This is a genomic window from Roseovarius nanhaiticus (assembly GCF_900156535.1).
Taxonomy (GTDB): Bacteria; Pseudomonadota; Alphaproteobacteria; order Rhodobacterales; family Rhodobacteraceae; genus Roseovarius; species Roseovarius nanhaiticus.
Map to the genome: position 1 here is coordinate 140,914 of NZ_FTNV01000002.1, position 25,494 is coordinate 166,407.

At 62.7% G+C, this 25,494-nt stretch carries 30 protein-coding genes; 7 read left to right on the forward strand and 23 right to left on the reverse strand.

The genetic code is table 11. The features are described from left to right. Nucleotides 1–62: 62 nt before the first annotated feature. From BW975_RS10830 to BW975_RS10855, 6 genes are read right to left on the reverse strand one after another with little or no spacing between them, the layout of a single operon-like run. The gene (locus tag BW975_RS10830; RefSeq protein WP_076533878.1) at nucleotides 63–860 is read right to left on the reverse strand and encodes a phosphodiesterase; all 798 of its coding nucleotides are present in this window, start codon (nucleotides 858–860) and stop codon (nucleotides 63–65) included. Beyond that, entirely contained in the window at nucleotides 857–1,666 is an 810-nt protein-coding gene (locus tag BW975_RS10835; protein ID WP_076533881.1) for a carbohydrate ABC transporter permease, read from the reverse strand. Before BW975_RS10835 ends, BW975_RS10830 begins: the two co-directional genes overlap by 4 nt. Continuing rightward, nucleotides 1,663–2,556 carry a carbohydrate ABC transporter permease gene (locus BW975_RS10840; protein WP_076533884.1) on the reverse strand — a complete coding sequence of 298 codons (894 nt, stop codon included), beginning with the start codon at nucleotides 2,554–2,556 and terminating at the stop codon, nucleotides 1,663–1,665. Before BW975_RS10840 ends, BW975_RS10835 begins: the two co-directional genes overlap by 4 nt. A gap of 58 nt (nucleotides 2,557–2,614) precedes the next feature. Then, on the reverse strand, nucleotides 2,615–3,886 hold the full coding sequence (locus BW975_RS10845; RefSeq protein ID WP_076533886.1) for an ABC transporter substrate-binding protein: 1,272 nt from the start codon (nucleotides 3,884–3,886) through the stop codon (nucleotides 2,615–2,617). 54 nt (nucleotides 3,887–3,940) lie between these two features. Further along, complete coding sequence (locus tag BW975_RS10850; protein ID WP_076533889.1) at nucleotides 3,941–4,954, reverse strand: ABC transporter ATP-binding protein; 1,014 nt, start codon at nucleotides 4,952–4,954, stop codon at nucleotides 3,941–3,943. Further along, nucleotides 4,951–5,730, reverse strand: coding sequence for a DeoR/GlpR family DNA-binding transcription regulator (locus tag BW975_RS10855; protein WP_076534734.1), 780 nt, complete (start codon nucleotides 5,728–5,730; stop codon nucleotides 4,951–4,953). Before BW975_RS10855 ends, BW975_RS10850 begins: the two co-directional genes overlap by 4 nt. 233 nt (nucleotides 5,731–5,963) lie before the next feature. On the opposite strand from BW975_RS10855, the gene BW975_RS10860 reads away from it, so the two are divergent. Next, nucleotides 5,964–6,860: an HAD-IIA family hydrolase gene (locus tag BW975_RS10860; RefSeq protein WP_076533892.1), complete on the forward strand. Its 897-nt coding sequence runs from the start codon at nucleotides 5,964–5,966 to the stop codon at nucleotides 6,858–6,860. Between the two features lie 115 nt (nucleotides 6,861–6,975). Here the strand turns inward: BW975_RS10860 and BW975_RS10865 are convergent, their stop codons facing one another. From BW975_RS10865 to BW975_RS10885, 5 genes are all read right to left on the reverse strand, one after another. Then, on the reverse strand, nucleotides 6,976–7,650 hold the full coding sequence (locus BW975_RS10865) for a type 1 glutamine amidotransferase domain-containing protein (RefSeq protein WP_076533895.1): 675 nt from the start codon (nucleotides 7,648–7,650) through the stop codon (nucleotides 6,976–6,978). Between the two features lie 442 nt (nucleotides 7,651–8,092). Beyond that, complete coding sequence (locus BW975_RS10870) at nucleotides 8,093–8,704, reverse strand: ABC-type transport auxiliary lipoprotein family protein (RefSeq protein ID WP_076533898.1); 612 nt, start codon at nucleotides 8,702–8,704, stop codon at nucleotides 8,093–8,095. A 4-nt stretch (nucleotides 8,705–8,708) separates the two neighbouring features. Then, a complete protein-coding gene (locus BW975_RS10875) occupies nucleotides 8,709–10,424 on the reverse strand; it encodes an MlaD family protein (protein ID WP_076533901.1) in 1,716 nt (571 codons plus the stop codon). After that, entirely contained in the window at nucleotides 10,424–11,215 is a 792-nt protein-coding gene (locus BW975_RS10880) for an ABC transporter ATP-binding protein (RefSeq protein WP_076533904.1), read from the reverse strand. Before BW975_RS10880 ends, BW975_RS10875 begins: the two co-directional genes overlap by 1 nt. Further along, a complete protein-coding gene (locus tag BW975_RS10885) occupies nucleotides 11,212–12,363 on the reverse strand; it encodes an MlaE family ABC transporter permease (RefSeq protein WP_083687083.1) in 1,152 nt (383 codons plus the stop codon). Before BW975_RS10885 ends, BW975_RS10880 begins: the two co-directional genes overlap by 4 nt. A 274-nt stretch (nucleotides 12,364–12,637) precedes the next feature. Between BW975_RS10885 and BW975_RS10890 the strand changes: the two genes are divergently transcribed. Next, nucleotides 12,638–12,952 carry a TraR/DksA family transcriptional regulator gene (locus BW975_RS10890; RefSeq protein WP_076533906.1) on the forward strand — a complete coding sequence of 105 codons (315 nt, stop codon included), beginning with the start codon at nucleotides 12,638–12,640 and terminating at the stop codon, nucleotides 12,950–12,952. Between the two features lie 53 nt (nucleotides 12,953–13,005). Here the strand turns inward: BW975_RS10890 and BW975_RS10895 are convergent, their stop codons facing one another. The 9 genes from BW975_RS10895 to BW975_RS10935 are packed head-to-tail and all read right to left on the reverse strand — an operon-like array spanning nucleotide 13,006 to nucleotide 20,069. Then, entirely contained in the window at nucleotides 13,006–13,674 is a 669-nt protein-coding gene (locus BW975_RS10895; RefSeq protein ID WP_076533909.1) for an NnrU family protein, read from the reverse strand. After that, entirely contained in the window at nucleotides 13,671–14,864 is a 1,194-nt protein-coding gene (locus BW975_RS10900) for an NnrS family protein (protein ID WP_244512611.1), read from the reverse strand. Before BW975_RS10900 ends, BW975_RS10895 begins: the two co-directional genes overlap by 4 nt. Further along, nucleotides 14,864–15,118 (reverse strand): DUF6522 family protein, encoded by a 255-nt coding sequence (locus BW975_RS10905; protein ID WP_076533911.1) that lies wholly within the window; start codon nucleotides 15,116–15,118, stop codon nucleotides 14,864–14,866. The genes BW975_RS10900 and BW975_RS10905 overlap by 1 nt, the downstream gene beginning before the upstream one ends. Then, a complete protein-coding gene (locus BW975_RS10910; RefSeq protein ID WP_076533913.1) occupies nucleotides 15,115–15,384 on the reverse strand; it encodes an NnrT protein in 270 nt (89 codons plus the stop codon). The genes BW975_RS10905 and BW975_RS10910 overlap by 4 nt, the downstream gene beginning before the upstream one ends. Further along, entirely contained in the window at nucleotides 15,381–15,557 is a 177-nt protein-coding gene (locus BW975_RS10915; protein WP_076533916.1) for a protein NnrT, read from the reverse strand. Before BW975_RS10915 ends, BW975_RS10910 begins: the two co-directional genes overlap by 4 nt. A gap of 1 nt (nucleotide 15,558) precedes the next feature. Beyond that, on the reverse strand, nucleotides 15,559–17,442 hold the full coding sequence (locus tag BW975_RS10920) for a nitric oxide reductase activation protein NorD (RefSeq protein ID WP_076533918.1): 1,884 nt from the start codon (nucleotides 17,440–17,442) through the stop codon (nucleotides 15,559–15,561). 5 nt (nucleotides 17,443–17,447) lie between these two features. Next, nucleotides 17,448–18,242, reverse strand: coding sequence for a CbbQ/NirQ/NorQ/GpvN family protein (locus tag BW975_RS10925; RefSeq protein ID WP_076533920.1), 795 nt, complete (start codon nucleotides 18,240–18,242; stop codon nucleotides 17,448–17,450). A 3-nt stretch (nucleotides 18,243–18,245) separates the two neighbouring features. Then, the gene (locus tag BW975_RS10930) at nucleotides 18,246–19,595 is read right to left on the reverse strand and encodes a cbb3-type cytochrome c oxidase subunit I (RefSeq protein ID WP_076533923.1); all 1,350 of its coding nucleotides are present in this window, start codon (nucleotides 19,593–19,595) and stop codon (nucleotides 18,246–18,248) included. A gap of 21 nt (nucleotides 19,596–19,616) precedes the next feature. Continuing rightward, complete coding sequence (locus tag BW975_RS10935) at nucleotides 19,617–20,069, reverse strand: c-type cytochrome (protein WP_076533926.1); 453 nt, start codon at nucleotides 20,067–20,069, stop codon at nucleotides 19,617–19,619. A gap of 121 nt (nucleotides 20,070–20,190) precedes the next feature. Here BW975_RS10935 and BW975_RS10940 point away from each other — a divergent pair, with 121 nt between their 5' ends. After that, nucleotides 20,191–20,400, forward strand: a complete 210-nt coding sequence (locus tag BW975_RS10940) for a DUF1858 domain-containing protein (protein ID WP_076533928.1) — start codon at nucleotides 20,191–20,193, stop codon at nucleotides 20,398–20,400. A 10-nt stretch (nucleotides 20,401–20,410) separates the two neighbouring features. On the opposite strand, the gene BW975_RS10945 is transcribed toward BW975_RS10940, so the two are convergent. After that, on the reverse strand, nucleotides 20,411–21,127 hold the full coding sequence (locus tag BW975_RS10945) for a Crp/Fnr family transcriptional regulator (RefSeq protein ID WP_076533931.1): 717 nt from the start codon (nucleotides 21,125–21,127) through the stop codon (nucleotides 20,411–20,413). Nucleotides 21,128–21,293: 166 nt separating this feature from the next. Between BW975_RS10945 and BW975_RS10950 the strand changes: the two genes are divergently transcribed. The 3 genes from BW975_RS10950 (at nucleotide 21,294) to BW975_RS10960 (ending at nucleotide 23,773) form a co-directional block, all read left to right on the forward strand. Then, entirely contained in the window at nucleotides 21,294–21,725 is a 432-nt protein-coding gene (locus tag BW975_RS10950) for a pseudoazurin (RefSeq protein ID WP_076533933.1), read from the forward strand. Between the two features lie 61 nt (nucleotides 21,726–21,786). After that, nucleotides 21,787–23,004 carry a copper-containing nitrite reductase gene (gene nirK, locus BW975_RS10955; protein ID WP_076533936.1) on the forward strand — a complete coding sequence of 406 codons (1,218 nt, stop codon included), beginning with the start codon at nucleotides 21,787–21,789 and terminating at the stop codon, nucleotides 23,002–23,004. Between the two features lie 25 nt (nucleotides 23,005–23,029). Beyond that, complete coding sequence (locus tag BW975_RS10960) at nucleotides 23,030–23,773, forward strand: formylglycine-generating enzyme family protein (protein ID WP_076533939.1); 744 nt, start codon at nucleotides 23,030–23,032, stop codon at nucleotides 23,771–23,773. Here BW975_RS10960 and BW975_RS18165 read toward each other — a convergent pair. Continuing rightward, nucleotides 23,754–24,068 carry a hypothetical protein gene (locus BW975_RS18165; protein ID WP_076533942.1) on the reverse strand — a complete coding sequence of 105 codons (315 nt, stop codon included), beginning with the start codon at nucleotides 24,066–24,068 and terminating at the stop codon, nucleotides 23,754–23,756. The two genes, BW975_RS10960 and BW975_RS18165, sit on opposite strands and share 20 nt — an antisense overlap. On the opposite strand from BW975_RS18165, the gene BW975_RS10970 reads away from it, so the two are divergent. Next, nucleotides 24,067–24,825 carry a Stf0 family sulfotransferase gene (locus tag BW975_RS10970; RefSeq protein ID WP_076533945.1) on the forward strand — a complete coding sequence of 253 codons (759 nt, stop codon included), beginning with the start codon at nucleotides 24,067–24,069 and terminating at the stop codon, nucleotides 24,823–24,825. The two genes, BW975_RS18165 and BW975_RS10970, sit on opposite strands and share 2 nt — an antisense overlap. Before the next feature lie 188 nt (nucleotides 24,826–25,013). Here BW975_RS10970 and BW975_RS10975 read toward each other — a convergent pair whose 3' ends face one another. Next, nucleotides 25,014–25,469 (reverse strand): universal stress protein, encoded by a 456-nt coding sequence (locus BW975_RS10975; RefSeq protein ID WP_076533948.1) that lies wholly within the window; start codon nucleotides 25,467–25,469, stop codon nucleotides 25,014–25,016. Between the last annotated feature and the right edge of the window lie 25 nt (nucleotides 25,470–25,494).

Consider the following 25,494-nt stretch of genomic DNA (forward strand, 5'->3'; position numbering starts at 1 on the left):
AATGCCCGAGGATCAGATTAGCCCAGCCGCCTGAGGGCGGAAATGACGAAATGCGGCGGCGGCTAAAAGCCGAATGGTCCGGCGCCCGGCGCCATGGGCACGTGGACCGAGCGAAACCCGCCGTCCCAGCTATGCACCATCAGCCCGTCCTCGCGCGCATGATACCCCACGGGCGCCTCCGCACGCCGGTCATAAGCGAACCCGCTACAGGGCGACGGGCCGGAAATGGCGATCTTGCCGCCGACCGCGCCGATCATCACGCTGTGAATGTGTCCGCAGACCAGCCGGATGTCGCCCTCATGCGCGGCCAGCACGTTTGCCAGCGCGGTCTTATCGCTCAGCCCGATACGGTCCATGAAGGAAATGCCGCTGTCGAAGGGCGGATGGTGCAGCGCGACCAGTGTTGGGCGCCCCTTGCCCTCCGACAGCGCGCGATCCAGAAATCCCAGCGAGGCGGGCATCAATGCGCCGCCCCCCTGCCCCTCGACCAGCGTATCGAGGCCGATGAACTGTATATCCCCCAGCCGGACCGACCAATCGAGCGGGCCCGAGCGCGGCAGATACCCATCCGCCGCAAAGGCCGCGCGCATCGGATCGCGCAAGTCGTGATTGCCGGGAATGACGTATGCCCTGAGGTCCAGCGGCGCCAGCATGGCGCGCAGCCGCGCATAGCTCTCGGCACTACCATCGTCGCTGAGATCGCCAGTGATCAGCAGCGCGTCGACCGGGCCGATCGCCGGCAGAATCTCCGCGATCCGCTGCACAAGTCGCGCGAGCGGCGGCGCGGTGTCGAGCCGCCCGGAGACCAGCTGCCCCTCGGACACGATATGCGTGTCGGTGATCTGAAGAATCGTCGTCACTTGATCCCCGCCCGCAGGAACGCCTGCACGAATTGCCGCTGGAAGAGCAGGAAGGCTAGCAAAAGCGGCGCCACCGTCATCATCGTCGCCGCCGAGATGACGCTGATATCGACGCCATTCTCGGGCGCGCCGAAGATCGACAGGCCCACGGTCAGGGGCCGCGTATCGGGTGAATTGGTGACGATCAGCGGCCAGAGAAAGTTGTTCCAATGGGTCGAGACCGAAATCAGCGCATAGGCCAGGTATGTCGGCTTGGCCAGCGGCACATAGACCCGCCAGATGATGCCCAAAAGGCCGCAGCCCTCGATCCGCGCGGCCTCGTGCAGCTCGATCGGCACGGATTTGAACGCCTGCCGCATCAGGAAGATGCCGAAGGCGCTGGCCATGTAGGGCATGCCCACGCCGAGGATCGTATCGAAAAGGCCAAGGCGCGAGATCATCGCGTAATTCTCGACAATCAGCACTTCGGGCAGGATGAAGAGCTGCATCAGCACGAGGATAAAGACGAGGTTCTTGCCCGGAAAGTCCAGCTTGGCAAAGGCAAAGCCCGCAAGCGTCGTCAGGAAGAACTGCCCGATGAGGACGATGGTCACCAGCAAGAAGGTGTTGATGAAATACTTGAGCCACGGCGCTCCGGCCCAGGCGGTGCGGAAATTGTCCAGCGTCCAAGGCGCGGCGAGGTTGAAATTCACCGCGTCCGAAGTGGTGTGGAACGCCGCCCAGAAGGCGAAGACAAGCGGCGAGATCCAGATGATCGCCAGAAGGAACGCACCCGCGCCCTCGATATGCCGCGCGAGTCCGCTCATTGGTAATGCGTCCGGCGGTCCAGGTAGAAGAACTGGATGGCCGCCACGATGCACAGAACGCCGAGGATCAGCATGGTCAGCGCCGCCGCGTGCGGCTGATCGAAGAAGGCGAAGGCCATTTCCCAAATGTAATAAAGGATCAGCTTGGAGGCGTCCGAGGGGCCGCCCTTGGTCAGGATGAAGAGGTGGTCGATCAGCTTGACCGAGTTGATCATCGCGTTGACCATGATGAAAAGCGTCGTCGGCATCAGCAGGGGCAGCACGATGCGGCGCGTATAGGTCCAGCGGCTGGCGCCCTCGATATCGGCGGCCTCCTTCAGATCCTCGGGGATGGTCTGCAAAGCGGCAAGATAGAAGATCATGAAGAACCCCGCCTCCTTCCAGATGGTCACGATGATGATCGCCCAAAGCGCGGTTTCCGGCTGGCCCAGCCAGTTGACCGAGGGCAGGCCGAAGAGGCTTCCGATCTGGTCCAGAACGCCGAGGCCGGGCGTGTAGAAGAAAAGCCACAGGTTCGCCGCCGCGATCATCGGCAGCACGGTGGGCGTGAAATAGGCGGTCCGCAGAAAGCCGCGTGCGGGCAGCTTGGAATTGGCCCAAAGCGCCATGGCCAGCGCGATCACGATGGAGACGGGAATGGTGACGCCCGCATAGAGCAGGTTGTTTTTCGTCACCAGCCAGAATGTGGGATCAGCGAAAAGGTCGGCGTAGTTTTCGGTGCCGATGAACTCGGACGGGTTGCGCCGCGTGCCGCGCGAGAACAGGCTGGACCAGAAGGTGGCGACAGACGGGTAGAACGCAAAGAGCGACAGAAGGAGCGCAGCAGGCGACAAGAGCAGCCATCCGTAGATGGCCTGGCGGCGGCGCTCGATATTGACATGTCTGCTCATGGGGTCTGGCCTTGGGTAACGCACCGCCGCCTTGGTGCGGCGGCGGCGCGGGTTTGATTTACTGGTAGGGCTTCAGCAGGCGCTCGGCCGCTTCCTGCGCCTCGCCCAGCGCCTCGGCGGGCTCCTTGGCGCCGGTGAGGGCCGACTGGATCGCGTTGTTCAGTCCCTCGCGCACGCGCGCCGTCTCGAAGGTGCTGAACTCGGCCACGGCATGCTCGAGCTGGTTGCGCGCGACCAGCGCGGGCGGGAAGTCGGCGACATAGGCTTGCAGCGCCTCGGTCTCGTAGGCGGCGGGCGACACGCCCATGTAGCCCGTGGCGATCGACCATTCCGCCGCCTGCTCGGGCGCCGTCATGAAGCGGATCAGCTTGAGCGCGGCGGCACGCTCCTCATCCGTAGTGTCCTTGAAGATGTAGAAGTTGCCGCCCCCGGTGGGCGAGCCCTTGCGCTCGTTCGCGGGCAATTCGGCGACGCCGAAATCAAAGCTGGCCGCGTCTTTTACCGCCGTGAGGTTGCCGGTGGAGTGCCACATCATCGCCGTCTGCCCCTCGAGGAAGGCTTGGCGCAGCGTGCCCCATTCGACGGTGCCCTCGGGCATGATGCCATGCTCGGTCGAGAGCGATTTCCAGAATTCCAGCGTCTCCACCACTTCGGGATCGTCGAAATAGGTGGTCAGGCCGTCGCCGGACATCAACTCCTTGCCGTTCTGGATCGCCAGCGCCTGGAACATCCAGTAGGGATAGCCCGTCGAGGGGATCATGATGCCGCTGGTGCCGTCCTTGGTCAGGGCCTTGCCCATCTCGACCATCTCGTCCCAGGTGCTGGGCGGTGCTTCGGGATCGAGGCCCGCGTCGCGGAACATGTCCTTGTTGTAATAGGCCACGATGGTCGAGCGCTGGAAGGGGATGCCCCATGTCTGGCCCTCGATCTGGCCGTTGGCCATCAGCGCGGGGTAAAAGCCGTTCAGCCATTCCTCGCCGTCTTCGCCCTCGACCAGATCGTCGAAGGGCACGATCAGGTCCTGCTCGATCAGGTCATAGGCGTCGATGGAGAACATGACGGCCAGTTGCGCAGGCTCGCCCGAGTTGAGCGCCGAGAGGGCGCGCACGCGGGTGTCGTCGTAATTGCCCGAATAGATCGCGTTGACCTTGATATCGGGGTTTTCCGCCTCGAAATCGGCTACGATACCATCGACCACTTCGGTCAACGCCCCGCCGACGGCAATGGGGTAATACATCGTCAATTCGGTCTCGGCGGCGGCCATGGTGCCGCCCGCCACCAGCGCGGTCGTCAGGCTCAGCGCCCCGGTCAATTTGGTAAAGTGTTTCATGTCATATCCTCCCTAGATGTGAAGTCGTCCGTCTTCTTATCCGCCCTCCGCGCATCACCCGATGCGCTGGCCGGAGGGGTCGAATCTGTGCAGATCCTTGTCATCGAATGTAACATCCACATGTTCGCCCTCGGACATCATGCGCAGTCCGGGCAATAAAACCGACAGGCCCGACGCCGCGTCGCAATCGAGGCTGATCAGCGTCTCGGAGCCGAGGAACTCGACCTCGCTGACCGTGCAGGCCAGCCGCCCCTCACCGCGCGGCACCATGCGCACATGCTCGGCCCGCAGGCCCAGCGTGTGATCGCTGCCAAAGCCCGGCACCTGTGCCGAGGGCATCAGCGCCATGGGCGGTGCACCCACGAATTCGGCGACGAACGTGTTGGCGGGGCGGTTATAAAGATCATCGGGCGAGCCGATCTGCTGGATGCGGCCCTCCTTCATCAGCACCACCTTGTCGGCCATGCTCATCGCTTCGGTCTGGTCATGGGTCACATAAACCACGGTAATCCCCAGATCGCGCTGGAGCTTCTTGATGTCCTTGCGCACCGCATTGCGCAGCTTGGCGTCGAGGTTCGACAGAGGCTCGTCCATCAGGCAGAGGCGCTGCCCGGCGATGATGGCCCGCGCGAGCGCCACGCGCTGGCGCTGGCCGCCCGACAGCTCGGCAGGTTTGCGCGCCTCGAGGCCGGTGAGGCCGGTGATCTCCAGCGCGCGGGCCATCTTTTTTTGCCGCTCGGCCTTGGGCACGCGGCGCACCTTGAGGCCGAAAACCACGTTTTCCGCCACCGACAGATGCGGGAAGAGCGCGTAGGACTGGAACACCATCGAGAGGTTCCGGTCCGACGCGGCGCTGGTTGTCACGTCGCGCCCGTCTATGTGGATCGTGCCCTCGTCCGGCAGTTCCAGCCCCGCCAGAAGGCGGAGCGTTGTGGACTTGCCGCAGCCAGAAGGACCGAGAAGCGCGACGAACGAGCCCTCCTCGATATCAAGCGAGATGCCCTCGACCCCAAGCTGGCCGTTCCAGCGTTTGGCGATGCCCGCGAGGCTGACATAGGGCGCGCTCATGCCGCCCTCCCTTCGGCCAAAATGAGGCGCGCGCCCATATCCTCGACGATCCCGGCGAATGCGGCGCCCGGCATCCGGTCCATCACGAGGTGATCGACCTCGCGGATATTCTCGCCCGCCGCAGGGGCAAGGCGGCCGAATTTCGTACTGTCGAGCACGAGGATCGAGGCGCGCGCGTTCTCGCGGATGCGCTCGCGGGCGCGCACCTCCACCGTGTGAAACTCCAGAAGGCTGCCATCCTCTGCCACACCCGCGGCGCCGAAAATCGCATATTCCGCGCGATAGCCGCCAAAGAACTCCACCACGTCGGCTCCCAATATGTCCCTGTCGGGCAGGCGCAATTCGCCGCCTGGCAGGATGATGCGATTGGACATCTCGTCGCTCAGTGCCATCGCCGCGCTGAGATTGTTGGTGATGACCGTCAGGTTACGCCGGCTGCGCAGCGCCCGCGCCGTGCTGAGCGTGGTCGAGCCGATCGAAAGGAACAGCGTCGCCCCGTCCGGAATGAGCCGCGCCGCTGCCTCGCCAATCCGGTGCTTGCCCGATGGGTTGGTCGCCGCGCGCAGATCGAAGGGCGTGTTGCGCGACTGATGCGCCAGTTCGATCCGGCCATGACGCCGGTGCAATGCGTCATCCTCGCAAAGCGTGTCGATATCCCGGCGGATGGTCTGCATCGAAACGCCCAGCATCTCGGCCAGCGCATCGACGGTGACCATCCCGCGCTCGCGCACGATTCCCAGAATGGTGTCACGCCGCTTGAGCTTGCGTTCAGACATCATCCCCCCGGCATATATTCCACTGGGAAGGCTAGAGACGCCAAAGCATCAAAACAACAAAAATCTATCGGATGACCAACATAAATTGTCGATACGGCGGTCAAATCCCAGGAAACGCCTCGATAAAATGTAGTTTTGGACGCTTTGCTCTTTGTCATTCAGGGCCAAATCCGTAAGGTTGGGCCATCGCGTCGCGCGCGAACGCGCCCGCGCAACAACCAAGGATAAACCCGATGCTAAGCGCACCGAAGATCTTCGAGCGATACGAGCAGATCAGGCCGCGCCTTCCCGCCGCACCGCCGCAATTTAGCGCGCGCAAAGTCACGCAGGATATCCGCGCGCTGACCGATATCGCAAGCGAGGCGTCCGCTTTCGTCTTTGACGCTTTCGGAGTGCTGAACGTCGGCGATACGCTGATCGAAGGCGCGGACCGCAGGCTGGACCAGCTGCGCGCGCGGGGATGTGCCATCCGCATCCTGACGAACGCCGCCAGCTACGACCGCGCGGGCGCGGTGGCGAAATTTGCCAACCTGGGTCTTACTGTCTTGCCCGAAGAGATCATAACCAGCCGCGACGCCGCATTGAGCGCGCTGACACCGGGCCTGTGGGGCGTGATCGCAGCACCGGAGGATGACTTGGGCGATATCGCACATGAGGCGCTGCGCCTCGGTGATGATCCCGCCACCTTTGATCGCGCAGATGGGTTTTTATTTCTGTCCTCCAGCGGTTGGACCGACGCCAGACAAGCCATGCTGCAAAAATCACTCGCCGCGCATGACCGCCCGGTACTCATCGCCAATGCCGATCTGGTCGCACCGCGGGATGATGGGTTTTCGCTGGAGCCGGGCCATTATGGCCACTGGCTTCTGGACGACGGGGCGGCACGGGTACGGTTTTTCGGAAAACCCTTTGGAGAGGTTTATGATCTGGTCGAGGCCACTCTGCCTAGTGTAGCGCCCGACCGGATCGTCATGTGCGGCGACACTCTCCATACGGATATCCTTGGCGCGGCAGCGCGGGGATGGAGGACCGTACTGGTCACCCAAGACGGCCTTTTTGCAGGACACGACACCAACGATTTCTGCGAGCGTGCCGCACTAAACCCCGACTGGCGGCTGAACCGCATCTAGACGCGATGCCGCGGAAAAGAAAACCCGCGCCGGTTGGGATCAGCGGCGCGGGGCAAAATGCTGTCATACTGCGTTGGAAACAGGTCTCTGGTTCAGGCCCGCCCCGACCGTACAGTTATAGCAGGGCCAACAGCTTTTTCGCCGCCGCCTCTGACGATGCCGGGTTCTGGCCGGTGACCAGCTTGCCGTCGGTCACGACGAAGGATGCCCAGTCGTCGCCCTTCTCATAGTGGCCGCCATTCGCCTTCAGCATGTCCTCAACGAGGAACGGCACCACATCCGTCAGGCCAACGCCCTCTTCCTCGGTATTGGTAAAGCCCGTCACGGTCTTGCCCGAGACCAGCGGCTTGCCGTCGGCGCCCTTGGGGTGCTTGAAGACGGCGGGCGCGTGGCAGACGGCCCCGACGGGTCGGTCACTGGCCGTGAAGGCTTCGATCAAGGCAACGCTGTCTTTGTCTTCGGACAGATCCCAAAGCGGGCCGTGACCGCCCGGATAGAATATGGCGTCAAACCCGTCTGCCGATACTTTGGAGAGAACCTCGGTCTCGGCCAGATGCTTTTGCGCGGCATCATCGCCTTTGAAACGCTTGGTGGCGTCCGTCTGCGCATCGTCGCTGTCGCTGGACGGATCCAGCGGCGGCTGACCACCCTTGGGCGAGGCCAGCACAACGTCGGCCCCGGCATCCTTGAAGACATAGTAAGGCGCGGCAAACTCCTCGAGCCAGAAGCCCGTCTTGTTGCCGGTATCGCCAAGTTGGTCATGAGAAGTGAGCACCATGAGAATTTTCATCGTTTTATTCCTTTGTATCAATTGTATCTAAGCGTGATCGGTCGCTCGGCCGCTCTGAGCACTTGGCCCAAGAGCGCAGCCGCTCGGCATAACAACGGCCGCCGGGCGGGCTTGTTCCAAACGAGAGGCAATGACTTCGCGGAACGCGCAGGTTGCGCCCGGCGCCGGGCGGTTTGTCAGACTCATCTCAGCTTTGCCGAACGGTGGCGGGATGGCCGATCAAACAGTCCGCCTTCCGCAAGCCCCCCGCCTGGCGCTCGCGTGAAATCATGTCTGACGCGGAGCGCAAAGACCGTCCCGAAAAGGTCAGCAGACAGCGCATCGCTCGGCAGAAGACCCGGCGAAAGTGACACCTCATTACCGACGGCATAGATCAACCGATTGCTCGATCCCTTATTCGGCGACAGGCATCGAGGCGCCGAACATCGGGGAGGTGACGTGGCTATCCCGCTGCGGCCCAACTCGCCATTTCAGGCAAAAGCCCATCCAGGATCGCCTGGAAGGCGGCAACAATGGCGGTGGGGGTGTCATCGACCGCTGCGGCCTCACTGCCGTAGATCGCCGTCTTGATCACGCTCTGGTCTCTGTCGCGCAGCAAGGTCAGGCTGATATCGACCTTCGCCACCACCCGCTCGCCGGTGATTTCGACATGGAAGGCGTCGATGCGGGACAAAAGCGCCAGATCTGGCACCGGGCCAGCCTCGTTCGGACCAACATATCCCATCCGGCCCGTCCCCGCGATTGACCGGACCAGAAGCGATTGCACCAGCAAGGGCAATTCATCGGACCAGCGCGCGTCTGGCAGGTAGGTGACGGCGGCGGCGCCGGGTTTTACCATGATGCGGTCACTCGTGACCGAAGCGGGTGCATTGGGCACAGCCACCAGCAGCGTGCGGCCGGATCGGCGCCCCGCGCCGGATCCGGCGGCGGGCGACAGATCGTAGGTGTCCAGCGGCGTGGCTGCCGCGTTGATGGACGACAATGCGCTGCAACCGCCAAGGCTGGCAGCGGCGCCCAGTATCGCGGCGCGGCGGGTGAGGGTCAGCGTATCCATAGTGTCATCTCCGGTATTCGGGCACGCGTTCATCCAGAAGGAAACGTGCAGGGTCTCGTTCGATGCGGCGCACCAGTTTTTCCAGCGATTGAACCAGCCCGCGCGCTTCGCTGCTGAGGCGGCCCAGCTCGTTCAGTCCATTGCCGGTAAAGTTGCGGATACCCGGCGCGGCGGCGCTGACCGTGGATTGGACCTGCGCGACAACATCATCCGCGCGCGCGATCAGCGCACGCAGATCGGTGGTGATCTGCGGCAGGTCTTGCGATACCTGATCGGCGGCGCCGCCGATCTGCTCGGTCGCCGCGCGGATATCGGCCAGAACCGGGCCAAGATCGGTTGAGATGACCTCATTCGCACTGTCGAACGCCTTTTCGGCAGAGCTGAGCGCGCGGTCCGCGTTAACCAGCGAGCCGTCGATACTGGCGAGCGTGATATTGGCACGCTCGAAAAGGTCGGTGGCCGCGTTGACCGCCCTGCGCGCATCCTCGGCCAAGGGTGTCAGACCGTTGGTGAATTCGGTCAGATCGCTCGCGGCCGTATCCACCGCGACCGACGCGGATGACACGGCGCTGCGGATATCCGCGACCACGGCGGGCACGTCCTGGTCGATGACCGTCTCGATCTTGGCGAGCGTACTTTGCGCGCTGGCCAGAACCTCGCGCGCGTCGGCCACCATCAAGGCTCCATCCCCCGCAACCAGCGTGTTCACGCTGTTCGATGCATCGGTGACGGCGCTGAAGGAGGTGCTGGCATCCGACAGCGTCTGCTCAAGCTCCTGAAGCCGGGCGTTCAGAAGGGCTGCCGTCTGATCGAACCCGTCCAGCGTGCTGACCGAACGCTCCGATATGTCGGCCACGGCCTTGTTCAGCGCATCGACCGTCTGCGAGATCTGCGCGGCGATCTGCGGGACCTGTTCGCGCATCAGCGTCTCGGCCTCGGCAAAGGCGGCACCCGCGCTGTCAATGGCCGTACCGGTCGTGTCGATGGCGGTCTTGGCCGAGTCGAACGCGCCGGTGGCCGAGGCCAGCGTCCGGTCGACGTTGTCCAGCGTCGTCTCGGCCGCAGCTCCCAGCGTGTCGAGGCGCCCGCTGAACCCGGCAATCTGTTCGGTGGCATCCGAAACAGTCTTGGTGATGTCGGAAAAATCGGTCAGCGCCTGGTCCAGCCCGCCCGAGGCATCGCTGAGATTGCTGAGGATATTCTGCACATAAGCCTGGTTTTCCGGCCCCGCGATCTGCTGAAATTTTTTCAGAAGCTCGGTTGCCTCGGAGATCAGGTCAGGCGCGTCCTCGACCAGCTGCTGCACGGTCGAGCGGCGCGAAGGGATGATGGGCGGCCCGTCGCCTTCTGCGGTCAGGGGCGCGGCGTCCGCCCGGCTGTTCGTCAAAGAAATATAGGCAACACCAGTGACACCTGAAGAGCTGAGCTGCGCCACGGTATCCTCACGCACAGGGGTCGTCGCGTCGATTTCAATCCCGACATAGACCTTGGACGGGTCGGGATCGTGAATCTTCACCTCGATCACCCGACCCACATTGATCCCGTTAAAAACGACGTCACCAGAGGAATCCAGCCCTGAGACATCCTCGAAGAGGATGCCGTAATAAGCATATTGCCGGTCCAGTTGAACGCTGGAGATCCAAACGGCAAAGACGAGGCTGCCAATGATGCCCAAAAGCGTGAAGGCGCCAATGAGGATGTAATTCGCACGGGTTTCCATCACTGCACCTTTTCGTCTTGGTCGGTTGCCAGGGCCGCCCGCGCGCGGGGACCGTGGAAATATTCGTGGACCCACGGATGATCCACTTTCATCAGTTCGGCCATGGTACCGACCGCCAGCACCTTTTTCTCGGCCAGCACGGCAATACGGTCGCAGATCGCGTGGAGCGAATCCAGATCATGCGTCACCAGAAACACCGTCAGCCCCAGCGTCGCCTGCAATTTGCGGATCAACGTGTCGAAGGCCGCGGCGCCGATCGGGTCAAGCCCTGCCGTCGGCTCGTCCAGAAAGACGATTTCGGGGTCGAGCGCGATGGCGCGGGCAAAGCCCGCGCGCTTGCGCATCCCGCCCGACAATTCGGAGGGGTACTTTGTCTGTGCAACCTCTTCCAGTCCGACCATGCGCACCTTGATCCCGGCCAATGTCTCGCGCAGGTCATCGGGCAGGTCCAGCTGCTCGCGCATTGGGGCCTCGACATTCTGGCGCACGGTCAGCGATGAAAAAAGCGCGCCGTCCTGAAACATCACGCCCCAGCGGCGGCGCAGCTGCTTGTAATGCTCGGGCGACGTGCCCGCAACGCTTTGACCGAACACCTCGATACTGCCTGCATCGGGTTTCAGCAGGCCGACGATCTGTTGCAGCAGCACCGACTTGCCGGTGCCCGAGCCGCCGACAATGCCGATGATCTCACCCCGGCGCACGTCGAGGTCCAGCCCTTCGTGGACGAGGTGACTGCCGAAAGCCTTCTTCAGCCCGCGCACCTTTATGATCGGCTCCGCGTCGCTCATCATATTCCTATCAGTGCAAAAACGACCGAGAAAATGGCGTCCGCCACGATCACCATGAAGATCGACAGCACCACCGAGGTCGATGTCAGCCGCCCTAGAGATTCCGCGTTGCCGCCCACCTTCAGCCCTTCATAGCACCCTATGATACCGATGATCATGGCAAAGAAAGGCGCCTTGATCATGCCGACCAGAAAGTGCCAGACATCCGTGTTGCTGACCAGCCGGGCCTGAAAGACCGCGGGCGAAACGCCCAGCTCGATCCAGGACATAATGGCGCCGCCCACCAGCCCCGACAGATCCGCAATCAGCCCCAGCACCGGCAGCATCAGCACCAGCGCCAGCACCCGCGGGACCACCAGAATATCGATCGGATCAAGGCCGAGCGTGCGCATCGCATCGACCTCCTCGCGCATCTTCATCGAACCGATGGCAGCGGTATAGGCCGACCCCGACCGCCCCGCGACGATTATTGCTGTCAGCAAAATCCCCAACTCGCGCAGCACCGAAATGGCGATGAGGTCGACGACAAACACCTCGGCCCCGAACTGGCGCAGCTGGACCGAGCCCTGAAAGGCCAGCACGACGCCGATGAGGAACGACATCAGCGCGACGATGGGAATGGCGTTCCAGCCCACCTCCTGCATGTGATGTACCAGCGACGTCAGCCTGAGGCGGCGTGGATGGATCACCATATTGCCCAGCGCCGCGATGACTTGTCCCAGAAAGCTGGTCAGCTCGATCCCGACCCGTGCGCTGGACGCCGTCTTGCGCCCCAATGCCTCGACCCGGTCGGTCAGCGAAAGGGGTTTGACGGCCCCGGTATCCTCCGGCGGCATGCTGGTCCGAACGACCTCGATCAGCTGGCTTTGCATGTCGTCGGCCCCGTGGATGGGCATCTGGGACGTGTCGCCGGTCATCCGCCTCTGCAGATCCACAACATACCACGCGCCCGCCGTATCCATGTGGCTCACCTGCGCGATATCGATGGCCTCGGCCTTCTGCTCCCGCGGCTCAAGCGTTGCAATCGTATCGATCAGCAGGCGTCCGGACAGGATCAACTGGCCATTTTCCAGCCGCACACTGGGGGGCGCGGCATCTGCGTCCTCAGCGCCGGGCTGCCGCTGAGGCGTATCCTTGTTCTGATCGGCCATCGCTCGTCTGCACTCCGTCCGCACTTGCCCGCGATTTTAGGCGGACGACCTTGATTGGCGTGGGCCAGCCCCAGGGCACCGGCCATACCGCGCGAGGATCCTACCCTCCACGGCGCAAAGCTGCCACCGGTCTTTCGGGCCCGCAAGTGCCCGCCAACGCCCGGCAATCTCGGGGATCAAGTATATGAAGCCGCCGCTGTTCCGATTGATGCAAATCAATGGCGCGCCCCGTTTTGCGATCCACACTTGCCCAAAGGTCATGAGAGGAAACGACATGGATATCGCAATGCGCAAGGCCGCCCTGCAGGCGCGGCGAACAGAGCTCACACAGCATCTGGAGGAAGTCGAACACACACTCGACGAAACTCCGACCAAGGATTGGGAGGATCGGTCCTCCGAGAGGCAGGGTGATGAAGTGCTGGAGGCGCTTGGCCAGGCGGAACTGGCCGAGGTCAGGCGGATCGACGCGGCCCTTGCACGGATTTCGGCCGGGACTTACGGAATTTGCCAAACCTGCGGCGACGACATCTCGCGTGCCCGGCTGGATTTGCTGCCCGCAACGCCCTTTTGCAAGACGTGTGCGACCTGACCTGCGCGGCTTTGCGATGGATCACCGGCGCACCGCTGGCGATTGGTCTTAGCCTAGAGGGCCGAAACGCCAATAACGTAAGGATGAAGGATCAAAAGCGCCGCGAACACGGCGACGCCGACCACAATTCGAAATGCAAGTTCTGCCCATGACGCGGCTCTTGTGAAAATTGGCGCTTGGGCAACCGCAGCGTTCAGCTCGGTCCAAGCGCCGTCGCCCATCTGGCGCCTCTTGCGGCGATTGATCAAGGCACGGCCCGCGATTGCAAAACCTGCCAGAACACCGAAAAGCAACACATGCGCCAGATCACCATTCGGCAGCAGATGCAGCCCGGCCCAGAGTGCGAGGGCAACAAGAACGGGATGGCGAAAGATCCGGACAATGCCCGGCCGCGCCGGATCAAACTCTGAGTTCCGCGCACCGCCAAAAGAAAACGGATTGGGCCGCCCAAGGCTGATCGCCACGATCAGACACGTGACGAGCATGCCAAGATGCACGGCGTGGCGGTGCCATGGCATCTGCGCCCAAAGCTGCAGATAAGGCGCGCGTCCCGCCGACCAGATCAGCAGCGCCAGCATCCCGAGCGAGAGGATCGAATAGGCCACGGTGAACCCTCGCGGCCCGATTCGGGCAGTGATCCGCGACTTGATGGCCGGGCGCACGGGGACCGAGTGTGTCAGGAAAAACACCCCAAAGACAAATGCGAACCCCGTCCATGTCATGGTTGCACCGGCGGCTTGGGCCGCAGCAAGGCAGGCCCGTAGGCCAAGGCAAAGCCGAGGAATGCCGCCAGCCACAGGATGCCCGCGACATAGCTCATCTCGGGCCAGACCGATGTGATGAGCCGCGCAACAACCGACCCGAAAACACAAAGGTAAATCGCAACCGTCGCTGCGTTTGCCGTCAATGCGCGCCCGGTATGGCCCAGCGTGGCCCGTGTCATGACCGCAAGGGTCATGGACCCGATCGCGCCTGCCATCCACAAATGTTGCGCACCGGCCGCGCCGGAGCCGCCCATGATCTGATCAAGTCCCAGCGCGATAGCCCCGAGGGGAATAAACGCATAGGCAGCATGCAACACCCAGACCAGCGGCTCGGCCAGGGTTCTGTGGCCCTGCCAGCGCAATTGCCGCGCCAGGTGCAAGACCCCCATGATGATCAAAGCCACCGCTGTCAGCTGCGCGAATGGCTGCGCGACCCAAAGCGCCAGGACCGCGATGCTGAAAAGAAGCACGGCCTTGTCGAAACGCTGCATCGGCGGCGCAGGGCGCGCCAGGCTTTCGGTCCGCGCCAGCCAGTTGCGGGTGAAGGACGGAATGATGCGCCCGCCGATCACGGCGATCATCATGATCCCGGTCGCCAGGCCCAAGCGCAACCCGGTGCCTTGCGCCGCGTAATCGCCACTGAGGGCCTCAATGTGAAACAGCCCGTTCGCCACCGTGAACACGGCCAGCAGCCCGAGCACCATGAGGTTGCGCCAATTCTTGCCCGCGACGATCTCGCGCAGGATCAACGCGCCCAGAACAAGCGGGAAGGCCAGATCGACCGCTGGCGCCACGGCCGGAGGCAAAGCCGCCGAGACTAGCACGACGGCCCGGCCCGCCAGCCACAAGCAAAAGAGCGCAGCCAGCCGCCAGCCGACCATAGGCAGGCGCCCGGTCCAATTCGGAACCGCAGTCAAGAGAAAGCCTGCGAGAACGGCGCCCAGATATCCGAACAGAAACTCGTGCGCGTGCCATGATACCGGATCGAAGCGTGAGGGCAGATCGACCATACCTGCCAGCGTGGCCAGCCAAAGGACCATGGCAAGCAGCGCCCAGACGGCGCCAAAGAGAAAGAAGGGGCGAAAGCCGAAACTGAAGAGCGCGGGCCCCTTCCATGCGCGCATCTGCTCTGCCGATGTCTTTGCCACTAGCGGCCTCCGATCTCCGTGCGCGCAGTCTTGAGGACTGTTCCATCCTCAGAGCAAGTCAGGCGCACTTTCTTGTTTTCGTGATAGAATGTCAGCCGAATGCGGCCTGCATCCTCGTCCACGCCGGTCTCGAACCTGCTGGTGATGTCGCCGCTGCGCATCTTGGCCCGAACGTCCTCGGGGCTTAGGCCCAGAAGGCCGGCCAGATCAGCGGCGTCGATCACCGGCTGGCCATCTTTCATCTCGACCTTCATGACGCCCGGCTCTCTTCTGCGGCTGTTCCGTCGGCCTTGTCCATCAGGCGCCGGATATGCCGGGCAAAATACCACGCCGCAGGCACGCCGATCACGCCGCCCAGCGCAAGGGACCACGCCGTCGATGCGATGGGCCCGCCAATCCAGCTAAAGATCAGCGAGGCGAAAAAGACGTTGACCGCCGCGGCGCCCGCCGCGAACGGATAAAGAACCAACGCAAGCTTGCGCGTGGACCATCCCTCCCGCTGCGCCGCGCCTTCGGTCATCGCCGCGCCACCAGCCGTTGTACCAGAACCATCGCGGCAATCAGGCCCACACACGCCACCGCATACCAAAACTCGGCCGTTGCCGATTGGGCCTGCGGGATGGGGCGATCGAAACCTTCCGCAGAGGCGGATGTGGCGAGGGCGATGGCAATGAAAGCGCCTAGAATACGCATCTTAATTCTCCTGTGTGAGTGTGCGGTAAATGTCGGGTAGCGCGCGGGTCAGGCGCGCGGGGTTCGGCAGCAGGGTAAATCCGCCGCGGCCAAAGATACGGGCGAACCAGTCCTGCCCGTCCTCGTCGATAACGATGCCATGCAGACTTTCGCCTGCGGCTCTCGCCTCGCGAACGGCCATATGACTGTCCTCGATCCCGTGCTGGCCTTCGTAGTGATCCAGATCATTTGGCTTGCCGTCCGTCAAGACGATCAGCAACTTGCGCGCGCTCGGCTCTTCGGCCAGCTGTGCGCTGACATGGCGGATCGCGGCGCCAAGGCGGGTATAATGGCCGGGTTTGAGCGCTCCGATATTCGCGGTGATCTCGCCGGACATGGGCGTATCGAAGTCCTTGCAGCGGGTCAGGAACACGCGGTCGCGCCGCAGCGAGGAAAAGCCCCAGATGCCCAGCCGGTCTCCGGCGGCGTCGATACCGCCAGCCAGCGCGGCCATCGCTTCGCGCGCCACCTCGATCACCGATGTGTCGCCAATGGCGGCCTCGGTCGAGCGCGAGGTGTCGATCAGGAACGCGACCGACAGATCACGCTCGGTCTGACGCGCGGATTGCCAGATCCGGTCCGACCCGCGCCCCGTCGCCTTCAGATCGGCGCGCGCAGTCAGCAGCGCGTCGAGGTCCAGCTCGGAGCCGTCCACCTGGCGCGGTTGCAGGATGCGGCGCGGGCGCAGCGCATCGAACTGGCGCCGCACTTCGCGCATCCGGCGCTCGTCAGGTTGAAAACGCGTATCGCCGGGCTGCGCGGGCGCGTCCAGAACGCGGCAATGCGCGTCCATGTAGCTGCGGCTGCGGTGGTTCCACTCGGGGTAGGTGTGAATGCCCGCCAGCGCCTCGTGATCGGCATCGGCGGGCGACAGGTCCAGATGCAGACGCAGGCGCGTTGCGGCCTTGCGGTCCTGCTTGGACAGGACGATCTCGTCCTGATCATCCGCCGCCTTCTGAGCATTCTCATCATCGTCGTCATCGACGCTGCGGTTGATGTTCATCGATTCGACCCAGGACAGGATCGACTCGAACCGGTGCATGATAAAGCTGTCTTTGCGGTTTTGCTGCTCCTGATCCTTGCGCAAACCCAGCTTGCGGTTGGTCAGGGCGGCGTTCGGCGGCGGTGCGGCCGGATCGGCCTGCTCGTCCCCTGCAGCCGCGCCCTGCCCCGGCGCGGCAAAGCGCAGCCAGATGGGAACAGGTGCCGTGGGCATATAGCCGCGCGGCGCTGGCGCGCTGGCCAGAACGGGCGCGCCACCACACAGCTGATCGCGGATGGCAGCTTCCATTGCCGCCTCCTGCGCGGGGCGCAGGAGATCGGGGCGCGCCGCGACGCAATGCCGTGCCATCTGCGCGTAGGGCTGCCGCAATCCGGGGCAGGCGGCATAGGCCGCATCTGACGCGGCGGCGTTGGCGCGGATCTGGGCGCAATCCTGCGCCGGGCCTTCGCCCGACAGATCAAGCCGGGACACATCCATCAGCGCTGCCAGCGCCGTCAGCCAGAAATAGGCGGCACGGTTCAGCGCCGCATCTGGAAAAGCGGCAATGAAGGGCGGCAGCGACAGCCGCTCGCCATCATATGCGGCGACCCATTCACGATCTTGATCCGCGCCCAGCTTGCGGCGCAGGGGCTGGCGATGCTTTACCACCGTCGCCGCTGCCTCATTCAGCTCGGTGCCCGGCGCGCCGCCGAGCGAGCGAAAGAGCACCGCCAGGCTTGGCCGGACCGAGGCCAGCGTGACGCTCGCCTCGGGAAAGGTGACACCGGCGCCGATTCCGTTGGCCATGTCGTGCCACAGATTGCCAACGGTCTCTTCCGGCTCCATCAGATCAAGAAGGTGCATGGGATCTATCCGTATATGGTCGAGACAAGGTCGCGCAGCGCCTGCTGCGTGTCAGACTCATCACTCAGCGGTTCGATCACGGCAGCCTCCAGCGCCTGATCGACGCCCATGCCGGATGCCATCAAGGTCGCGGCATAGATCAGAAGACGGGTCGATACGCCCTCTTCCAGATCCATGCCCGAGAGGCGCCGGATATGGCCCGCCAAGCGCACCAGAGGCGCAACGCGGCCCGGCTCCAGCCCGCTTTCAGCGGCGACGACGGCGATCTCGGTCTCGGCCTGGGGGAAGTCGAAGCTGATCGACAGGAACCGCTGGCGCGTCGACGGTTTCAGCCGTTTCAGCACGTTCTGGTAGCCGGGATTATAGCTGGCCACCAGCATGAAGCCCTTGGGCGCGACCAGCTCTTCGCCGGTGCGGTCGATCATCAGGGTGCGGCGCGTGTCGGTCAGCGGGTGCAGCACCACGGTGACGTCCTTGCGCGCCTCGACCACTTCGTCGAGATAGCAGATGCCGCCCTCGCGTACCGCGCAGGTCAGCGGGCCGTCGACCCAGACCGTCTCGCCGCCCTTGAGCAGGTAGCGCCCGATCAGGTCGGCCGCCGACAGATCGTCATGGCAGGCGACGGTGTAGAGAGACTTGCCCATCTTGGCGGCCATATGCTCGACAAAGCGGGTTTTGCCGCAGCCGGTAGGCCCCTTCAAAAGAAGGGGCAAACCGTTTTCATAAGCTGTCTCGAAGAGGTCGCATTCGCGGCCCGTCGCCTTGTAGAAAGGCAGCTTTGGTGTGGTTGCGATATTCATGGGTTACTCTCCAGGAACTGGGTTGGCGGGACCGGGCTCGATGATCTCGCGTTTGCGCACCACCAACATCGAGTAGATGTAGAGGAGTGCACCGATCACGACCGCGGCCCCCGCGCCGAAGCGCATCATGTAGAAGATGGCCAGATCGTCCTGCACCGTCATGTAGTAGTCACCGATGACGCGCTGCATATGCGTCTGGATGGTGCCTGCGAAGGTCAGCACGAAGGTCATGAACGCCATGCCGCCTGTCATCAGCCAGAAGGAGGCCATGTTGAGCACCTGGTTGTAAGGCGCGCGGTTCTTCAGCATCGGGAAGGCATAGGTGAACATCGCAAGGTTGAGGGCCACGTAAGCGCCGTAGAACGACAGGTGCCCGTGGGCTGCGGTGATCTGCGTGCCGTGGCTGTAGAAGTTCACCCCGTGCAGCGTGTGCAGGAAGCCCCAGACACCCGCGCCGAAGAAGGCGACGGTGGAGGATCCGAGCGACCACAGGAGCGCCGCCTTGTTCGGGTGGTTCTTGCGGCCCTTCCAGACCATGACAAAGGCGAATGTCATCATCAGGAAGAAGGGGATCACCTCGAAGGTAGAGAAGATGCTGCCAACCCACTGCCAGTAACCCGGCAGACCGATCCAGTAGAAGTGGTGGCCAGTACCGAGGATGCCGCTGAAAAGCGCGGTGGCGACGATGACATAAAGCCACTTCTCCACCACTTCGCGGTCAACGCCCGTCAGCTTGAGCAAGAGGAACGCGAGGATCGACGCCATGACCAGCTCCCAGGTCGCTTCGACCCAGAGATGGACGACGAACCACCAGTACATCTTGTCTAGGCTGAGGTTGTCGGGGTTGATGAAGGCAAAGATCCAAAGCAGCGACAAAAGCCACAGACCCATGAGCAGCACGTTGGTGATCGCCGTCTTCTTGCCCGCCAGCACCGTCATCGAGATGTTGAAGAGGAAGATCAGGGCCGCGACGAGGATGCCGAACTTGACCCAGAGCGGTTGCTCGAGAAATTCGCGTCCGCCATGGATGCCGACAAGATAGCTGCCCACCGCGCCCAGCGTGCCGACCAGAAGGATGATCAGCTGAACATAGGCCAGCATGGGCGAGTAGATCTCGCGCTCGCTCTCCTCGGGGATGAGGAAATAGGCCGCGCCGAAAAAGCCCAGCAGCAGCCAGACGATAAGGGCGTTCGTGTGGATCATGCGGATCACGTTGAACGGCAGGATCTCGGACAGGAAGTTGGGCGAGACATAAATCCACCCGGCGACAAGCCCGCCGGTGACCTGGATGCCAAAGAGGGCGATGGCTGCCAGGAAGTACCAGTAGGCGACTTTTTGAGATTGATATTTCATTGGGGTATCCTTTCCTGCGCCTTAGCCGGCGTCGTTGGGCGGCCAGCCCTGCGTGTCAGTCTGATCGGCCCAGCGCAGAAACTCGGCCAGCCCGCGGATCTCTTCGTCAGTGAAGATGTATTCGGGCATCTGGCGGCGCCCTTCGATGCCGCTGGGCTGCGCCTCGATCCAGCCCTTGAGCGTCTCGAAAGCGCCCTCGGGATCATCCATCACGCCCCAACGTGTCATTACGTTGCCGACTTCGGGCGCGAAATACGCGCCTTCGCCGTGCAGGCTGTGACAGTTGATGCAGGATTCGCGCTCCCAGACATGCTTGCCGCGAATGACGTCTTCGGACAGCTCCATGCCTGCGGTCGAGACCTCGACCACGTATTTATGTGAATGGACGGTCATCGCTATGAAAACCACGACAAAAAATATCGAGCCTCCATAAAAGATGTTTCGCGCCCGCGATTTGGTCAGAATTTCGGCCATGCTGCGGCTCCTTGGATTCGGGATACTCCCAGTCCTAGACGCAGTTCCCGTCCAAGAGTTTGCGCTGGAACAAAGTTTGGCGCAGTCGGGCGTCTAATCTGTCTCGATGGAGGGCTGCACCATGCCGAAACCGAGACTGGATGATCCGGATTTGCCGCTTGCGGATATGATGCGGCTCTGGCCGCAAACCGTGCCCGTGTTCATCCGGCACGGCATGCTGTGCGTCGGGTGCCTGATCGGGCCGTTTCATACAATTGTCGATGCCTGCGCCGAATACGATCTGGACGAAGCGAGCTTTCTGTCGGAGCTGCAGGACGCGATATCGGACTGATGCGGGCGGGCTAGCCCTGGCTCAGCACGACCAGCGCATGGGGGTCGGTCACGGTGATCCGCTTGCGTTTGCTTGCGACCAGGCCACGTTTTTCCCAGGCGCTTAGCAAGCGACTGACAGTGTGCAGCGTGGTGGCCGTCAATTCGGACAGATCCTGCCGCGTGATGGGAAAATCAATCTCGATCCCGCCAGGCACCTTGCGGCCAGTCTGACTGATCAGACGCAAAATGGCATTGGCCACGCGCTGCTCGACCTGCTGCGTTGCCAATTCGACAATACGGGTATTCATCTCGCCCACCCGGTGGCCCAGCGTCTTGTAGGTTTCGGTGGCAAAGCCGTCATAATCCTGAATGAAGCTATCCCACAGGCGCATCGGCCAGCTGAGCACGATCGATTCGGTCGCCGTGATCGCAGTCGCGGGATAGGTCACGCGGCCAAGAACCTTGGCCATTCCCAAAAGCTGCCCCGCAGGAATATGCAAGGCTGTGACCTGCTCGCCCGTCGGTGTGATCCGCACCACGCGCACATAGCCATCCAGCAGCATGAAAAATCGGTCGGCCGGCGCCCCTTCATCAAAGATCGAAACGCCCGCGTTATACCGGCGCGACGTTGCCTGATCGAGAATCGCGCGAATCTGTTGCCGATCCAGCCGCGAGAAGGGCGGCAGGTGCGTCAACAGGCTCTCATCCAACCGGGAAAGCACTTTATTCTGGGGCGTCGCGTCCATGCGCCCCTCATGCCACAGATTCCGCAGGTGACGCCACATCGAAACGCGGATTGGTGCCGGCGCGGTTTTGCACAACGTCGCGAAACTTTGCGCCAGCGCAAAAACTGATTGGCGAAACTTGCGTAGACACCGGGTCAGAAGACAACGCGATCAGAAAGGAAATCACATGATCCGCACGCTCCTCACATCCGCCGCCCTCGTCGCCATGATTGGCGGCCCCGCGCTGGCCGAGACTTTCGAAGTCAAGATGCTCAACAAGGGTTCTGACGGCGATCGCATGGTGTTCGAGCCCGCCTTCGTCCAGGCCCAGCCGGGCGATACGATCCGGTTCCTGGCCACGGACAAAGGCCATAACGCCGAGGTCAACGAAGACATGATCCCCGACGGCGCCGAGCCCTTCGCAGGCAAGATCAACGAGGAAATCGAAGTCACACTGGACGTTGAAGGCGTCTATGGCGTGATCTGCAAACCGCATTACGCGATGGGCATGGTGATGACGATCGCAGTGGGCGATGTCGATGCGCCCGAAGACTTCTTTGAGGGGCGCATCCCGCGCAAAGCCCAGGAACGCTTCGAAGCTCAACTCGAAAATCTTTGATTACCTACCGGCGCGCGGGCCACGCGGCCCCGCGCCACCAGCCACTCCAAAGGAGAAAGCTATGACCAAATTCATTAATCCGGGCCTCATGAAGACCAGCCGCCGCAACGTATTGCGCGGCAGCGTTCTGGCAGGTGCCGCCGCCATGACCGGCGCCGGTGCATTGGCGGCTCCGCGCCGCCAGAAACTGCACAAGGCAGACGCTGCATCGGCCAAGATCTACAAGGCAGCAGCCGAGCAGAAGGCAGAAAGCACTGCCAAGCCGGCCGACCTTTCGGGCTATACCCGCGTCAAGCAGGAGCTTGTCGCACCTCCCTTTGCGCCCGAGCATGAGCAAGTGGCGACAGGCGGCCCCAAGATCGTCGAAGTCGAGCTGGTCACAACCGAACGCATGATGATCGTCGACGAGGATACCGGCGCCTCCATCTGGGCGCTGACCTATAACGGCTCGGTCCCCGGTCCGCTGATCATCGTCCACGAAGGCGACATCGTCGAAATGACGATCCGCAACCCCGTGGACAGCGCGATGGAGCACAACGTCGACTTTCACGCATCGACCGGCGCATTGGGTGGCGGTGGCCTGACCCACGTCTATCCCGGCGAAGAGGCCGTGCTGCGCTGGAAGGCGACCAAGCCGGGCTGCTTCACCTATCACTGCGCCCCTGGCGGTGCGATGATCCCCTATCACGTCTGCCACGGCATGAACGGCGCCGTCATGGTGCTGCCGCGGGACGGGCTGAAGGACAAGGATGGCAATCAGCTAAAATACGACAAGATCGCTTATATGGGCGAGCAGGACTACTATCTGCCCAAAGACGAAAACGGCGATTTCAAATTCTATGACACCGCCGGCGACGATTACGCGGACAGCCTTGAGGCGATGGCGACGCTGACCCCAACGCACCAGGTGTTCAACGGAGCCGTTGGCGCCCTGACCGGCCAAGGCGCGCTGAAGTTCAACGTGGGCGAGACCGTGCTGATGGTGCACAACTCTTGCAACGTGGACAGCCGTCCGCACCTTATCGGCGGTCATGGCGACTATGTCTGGGAAACCTCCTTCGACGTCGCGCCGCTGACCTCGATGGAGACATGGTTCGTGCGTGGCGGAAGCGCGGCGGCGGCGATGTATACCTTCGAGCAGCCGGGCGTCTATGCCTACGTCAACCACAACCTGATCATCGCCGCACTCAAGGGTGCAACCGCGCATTTCGTGGTCGAGGGTGAGTGGGACAACAACCTGATGGAACAGGTCGTCGCACCGCGCCCCTTCGAAGCCTGATCAACCTCTGGAAAGGTAACACATCATGTCCGCCGTCAAGAGCCTGGGAAATGCCAAGACGCCTCTTCGTCTGGTGCTCATCGGCCTCTTGGCGGCGGCTACCCTCGGGGGCGTGCTAAGCCAGCGCGCCCCCGATCCCTCAATCATGCCCAGCATGGCAGAGCGTCCCGTCACCCTGCCAAACGGCAACGCAATCTACGTGCAACGCCATGAGGTTTCGGTCGCCGAGTGGAACACCTGCAATGCCGATGGGGCCTGCACGTTGAAATTGCGGGTCCGGCCCGATCAGGATGCCGCGCTGACCCCTGCGACTGGCCTCAGCTATGTTGACGTTCAGGAATACCTCACCTGGATCAACGCGAAATCGGGCCACAGTTTTCGTCTGCCCACCGCCTCGGAGTGGGAGCACATGGCCGCGTCGGTCCTCAATCACGGGGCCGAGCCGCTCTTTACCGATCCGTCCCTGACTTGGGCGTCCACCTACCTCGTCGAGGGCATCACGCCGCGCGCCCTGAAACCGCAGGGCAGCTTTTCCACCTCGCCCGAAGGCATCGCCGATCTCGACGGCAGTGTCTGGGAATGGACCCAGGACTGCTACGCTGGCGTGTCGGAAGGCGTCGACCCGGCCCGCTGCCCGGCCTTCTTTGTCGGAGGAGAGCATGTCGCGGCCATGTCCTACCTGATCCGCGACCCTGCCCGCGGTGGCTGCGCCGTCGGGTCGCCCCCGGCACATCTTGGAATGCGCCTCGTCAGCGACGAAGCCGTTTGAGCGTCGCAGGCAGCGTTTCAATGCGCGCCTTGGCAAACCAAAGCATCTGACGCATCGGGATAACCCGATCGAACTGGCGCGCCAGATGCCATGAAGCAGCCTCGATGCCTTCATTCGTCCGCCTTGCGATCGAACCCGCGATCTGCGCGGCCGCCAAGCGGTTCGACATCGACAAGCCACCGCTTGCATTGCACCATGACAGAAAATGTCGCACGGCATCCCGGCCTGCTCGCAGGTCGGTCCACAGCTGCTGCATCGTTCCTGAATCCGCACAACTGAAAAAGCCATGCGTCATGCCAAGCACACCCCTTCAGTCTTACATGATTTGCACCGCCCCGCGCAGTGGAAGCACTCTGCTATGCCGTTTGCTTGCGGCAACAAAAATCGCGGGCAATCCCGACTCGCACTTTCACTCGCCATCGCTTGACGATTGGCTGGATGACTACGGCCTGAAGCGGGCCGATTACGCTGATACGGAAGACTGCCTTCGCGCTCTAATCAACAGCGCCATCGCGCGAGGCAAAGGCGGCACGGATATCTTCGGCTTGCGGTTGCAGCGCCCCAGCTTTGACTACGTCATGCAGCAACTGGGACGACTCTTGCCCGGCCAGATGCGTGACGCGCGCCGCATCGAACAAGCCTTTGGCGCGACTTTGTACATTCACCTGACACGCTCCGACCGCTTGGGCCAGGCAATCTCGTATGTGCGGGCCGAACAGACGGGCCTTTGGCATCGCAATGCCGATGGCACAGAGCTGGAACGCCTCGCCCCTGCGCAGGACGCGCGGTACGACGCGGCCGCCATCAGGGGACAAATGGCTGCGCTCACTGCTCTGGACGCAGCTTGGGAGCGATGGTTCGAGCGCGAAGGAATAAGGCCTTTGCGTCTTACATATGACGCCCTTTCCGAACAACCTCAACGGATCCTCGCCGAGGTGCTTGCTGCGCTGTACCTTGATCCAGGCCACGCCCGGTCCGTCGAACCGCCGACGGCAAAGCTTGCTGATGATGTGAGCCGCGCATGGCGTGATCGGTTCGAAAGCGAGAGTTGATCAAAGCCTATGCTGGCTGCCGGCGCGTTTTAGGCAGCCAGAAAGGCTCCCGCCTTTAAAGCGCTCGAGATGCTGAGAGATGATCGGCGGATCAGGCATTGCTGAAAAAATCCGCAACCGCCCGCTTACAGATATCCTCTCGCGGCGGCCCCGCGCAACGCACTCGGCAAAGCGCGAAATGCGCCGCTTCAGGTGATCATCTCCAGCCGCTCTTTGCTCAGATCACCCGGAACAATCGTAATCGGGATCGGCAGGCTCCCCGCGCTGCGGCTGAGCTGACTGACCAGCGGGCCCGGCCCTTTGCCATCCGCCGACGCGCCCAGCACCAGAACACCCACCTCGGGATCCTCGGATATCTGCGCGATAATTTCGGCCACAGGCTCGCCTTCGCGGATAATCAACTCGGGGTTCACCCCTTGCTTGTCGCGCATCCATTTGGCGAACACCTCGAAATGCGCCTCGATGCGCTCGCGCTGCTCTTCGCGCATGATGTCGCCAACGCCGATCCAATGGTTGAATTCTTCGGGCGGGATGACTGACAGAACCTTGACGCCGCCTTGGGTATGCGCCGCCCGCATCGCGGCAAAACGCATGGCATTCAGGCATTCGCGGCTGTCGTCGAGGACGACCATGAACTTGCGCATTCTACTCTCCAGATGGGGCCGGGCG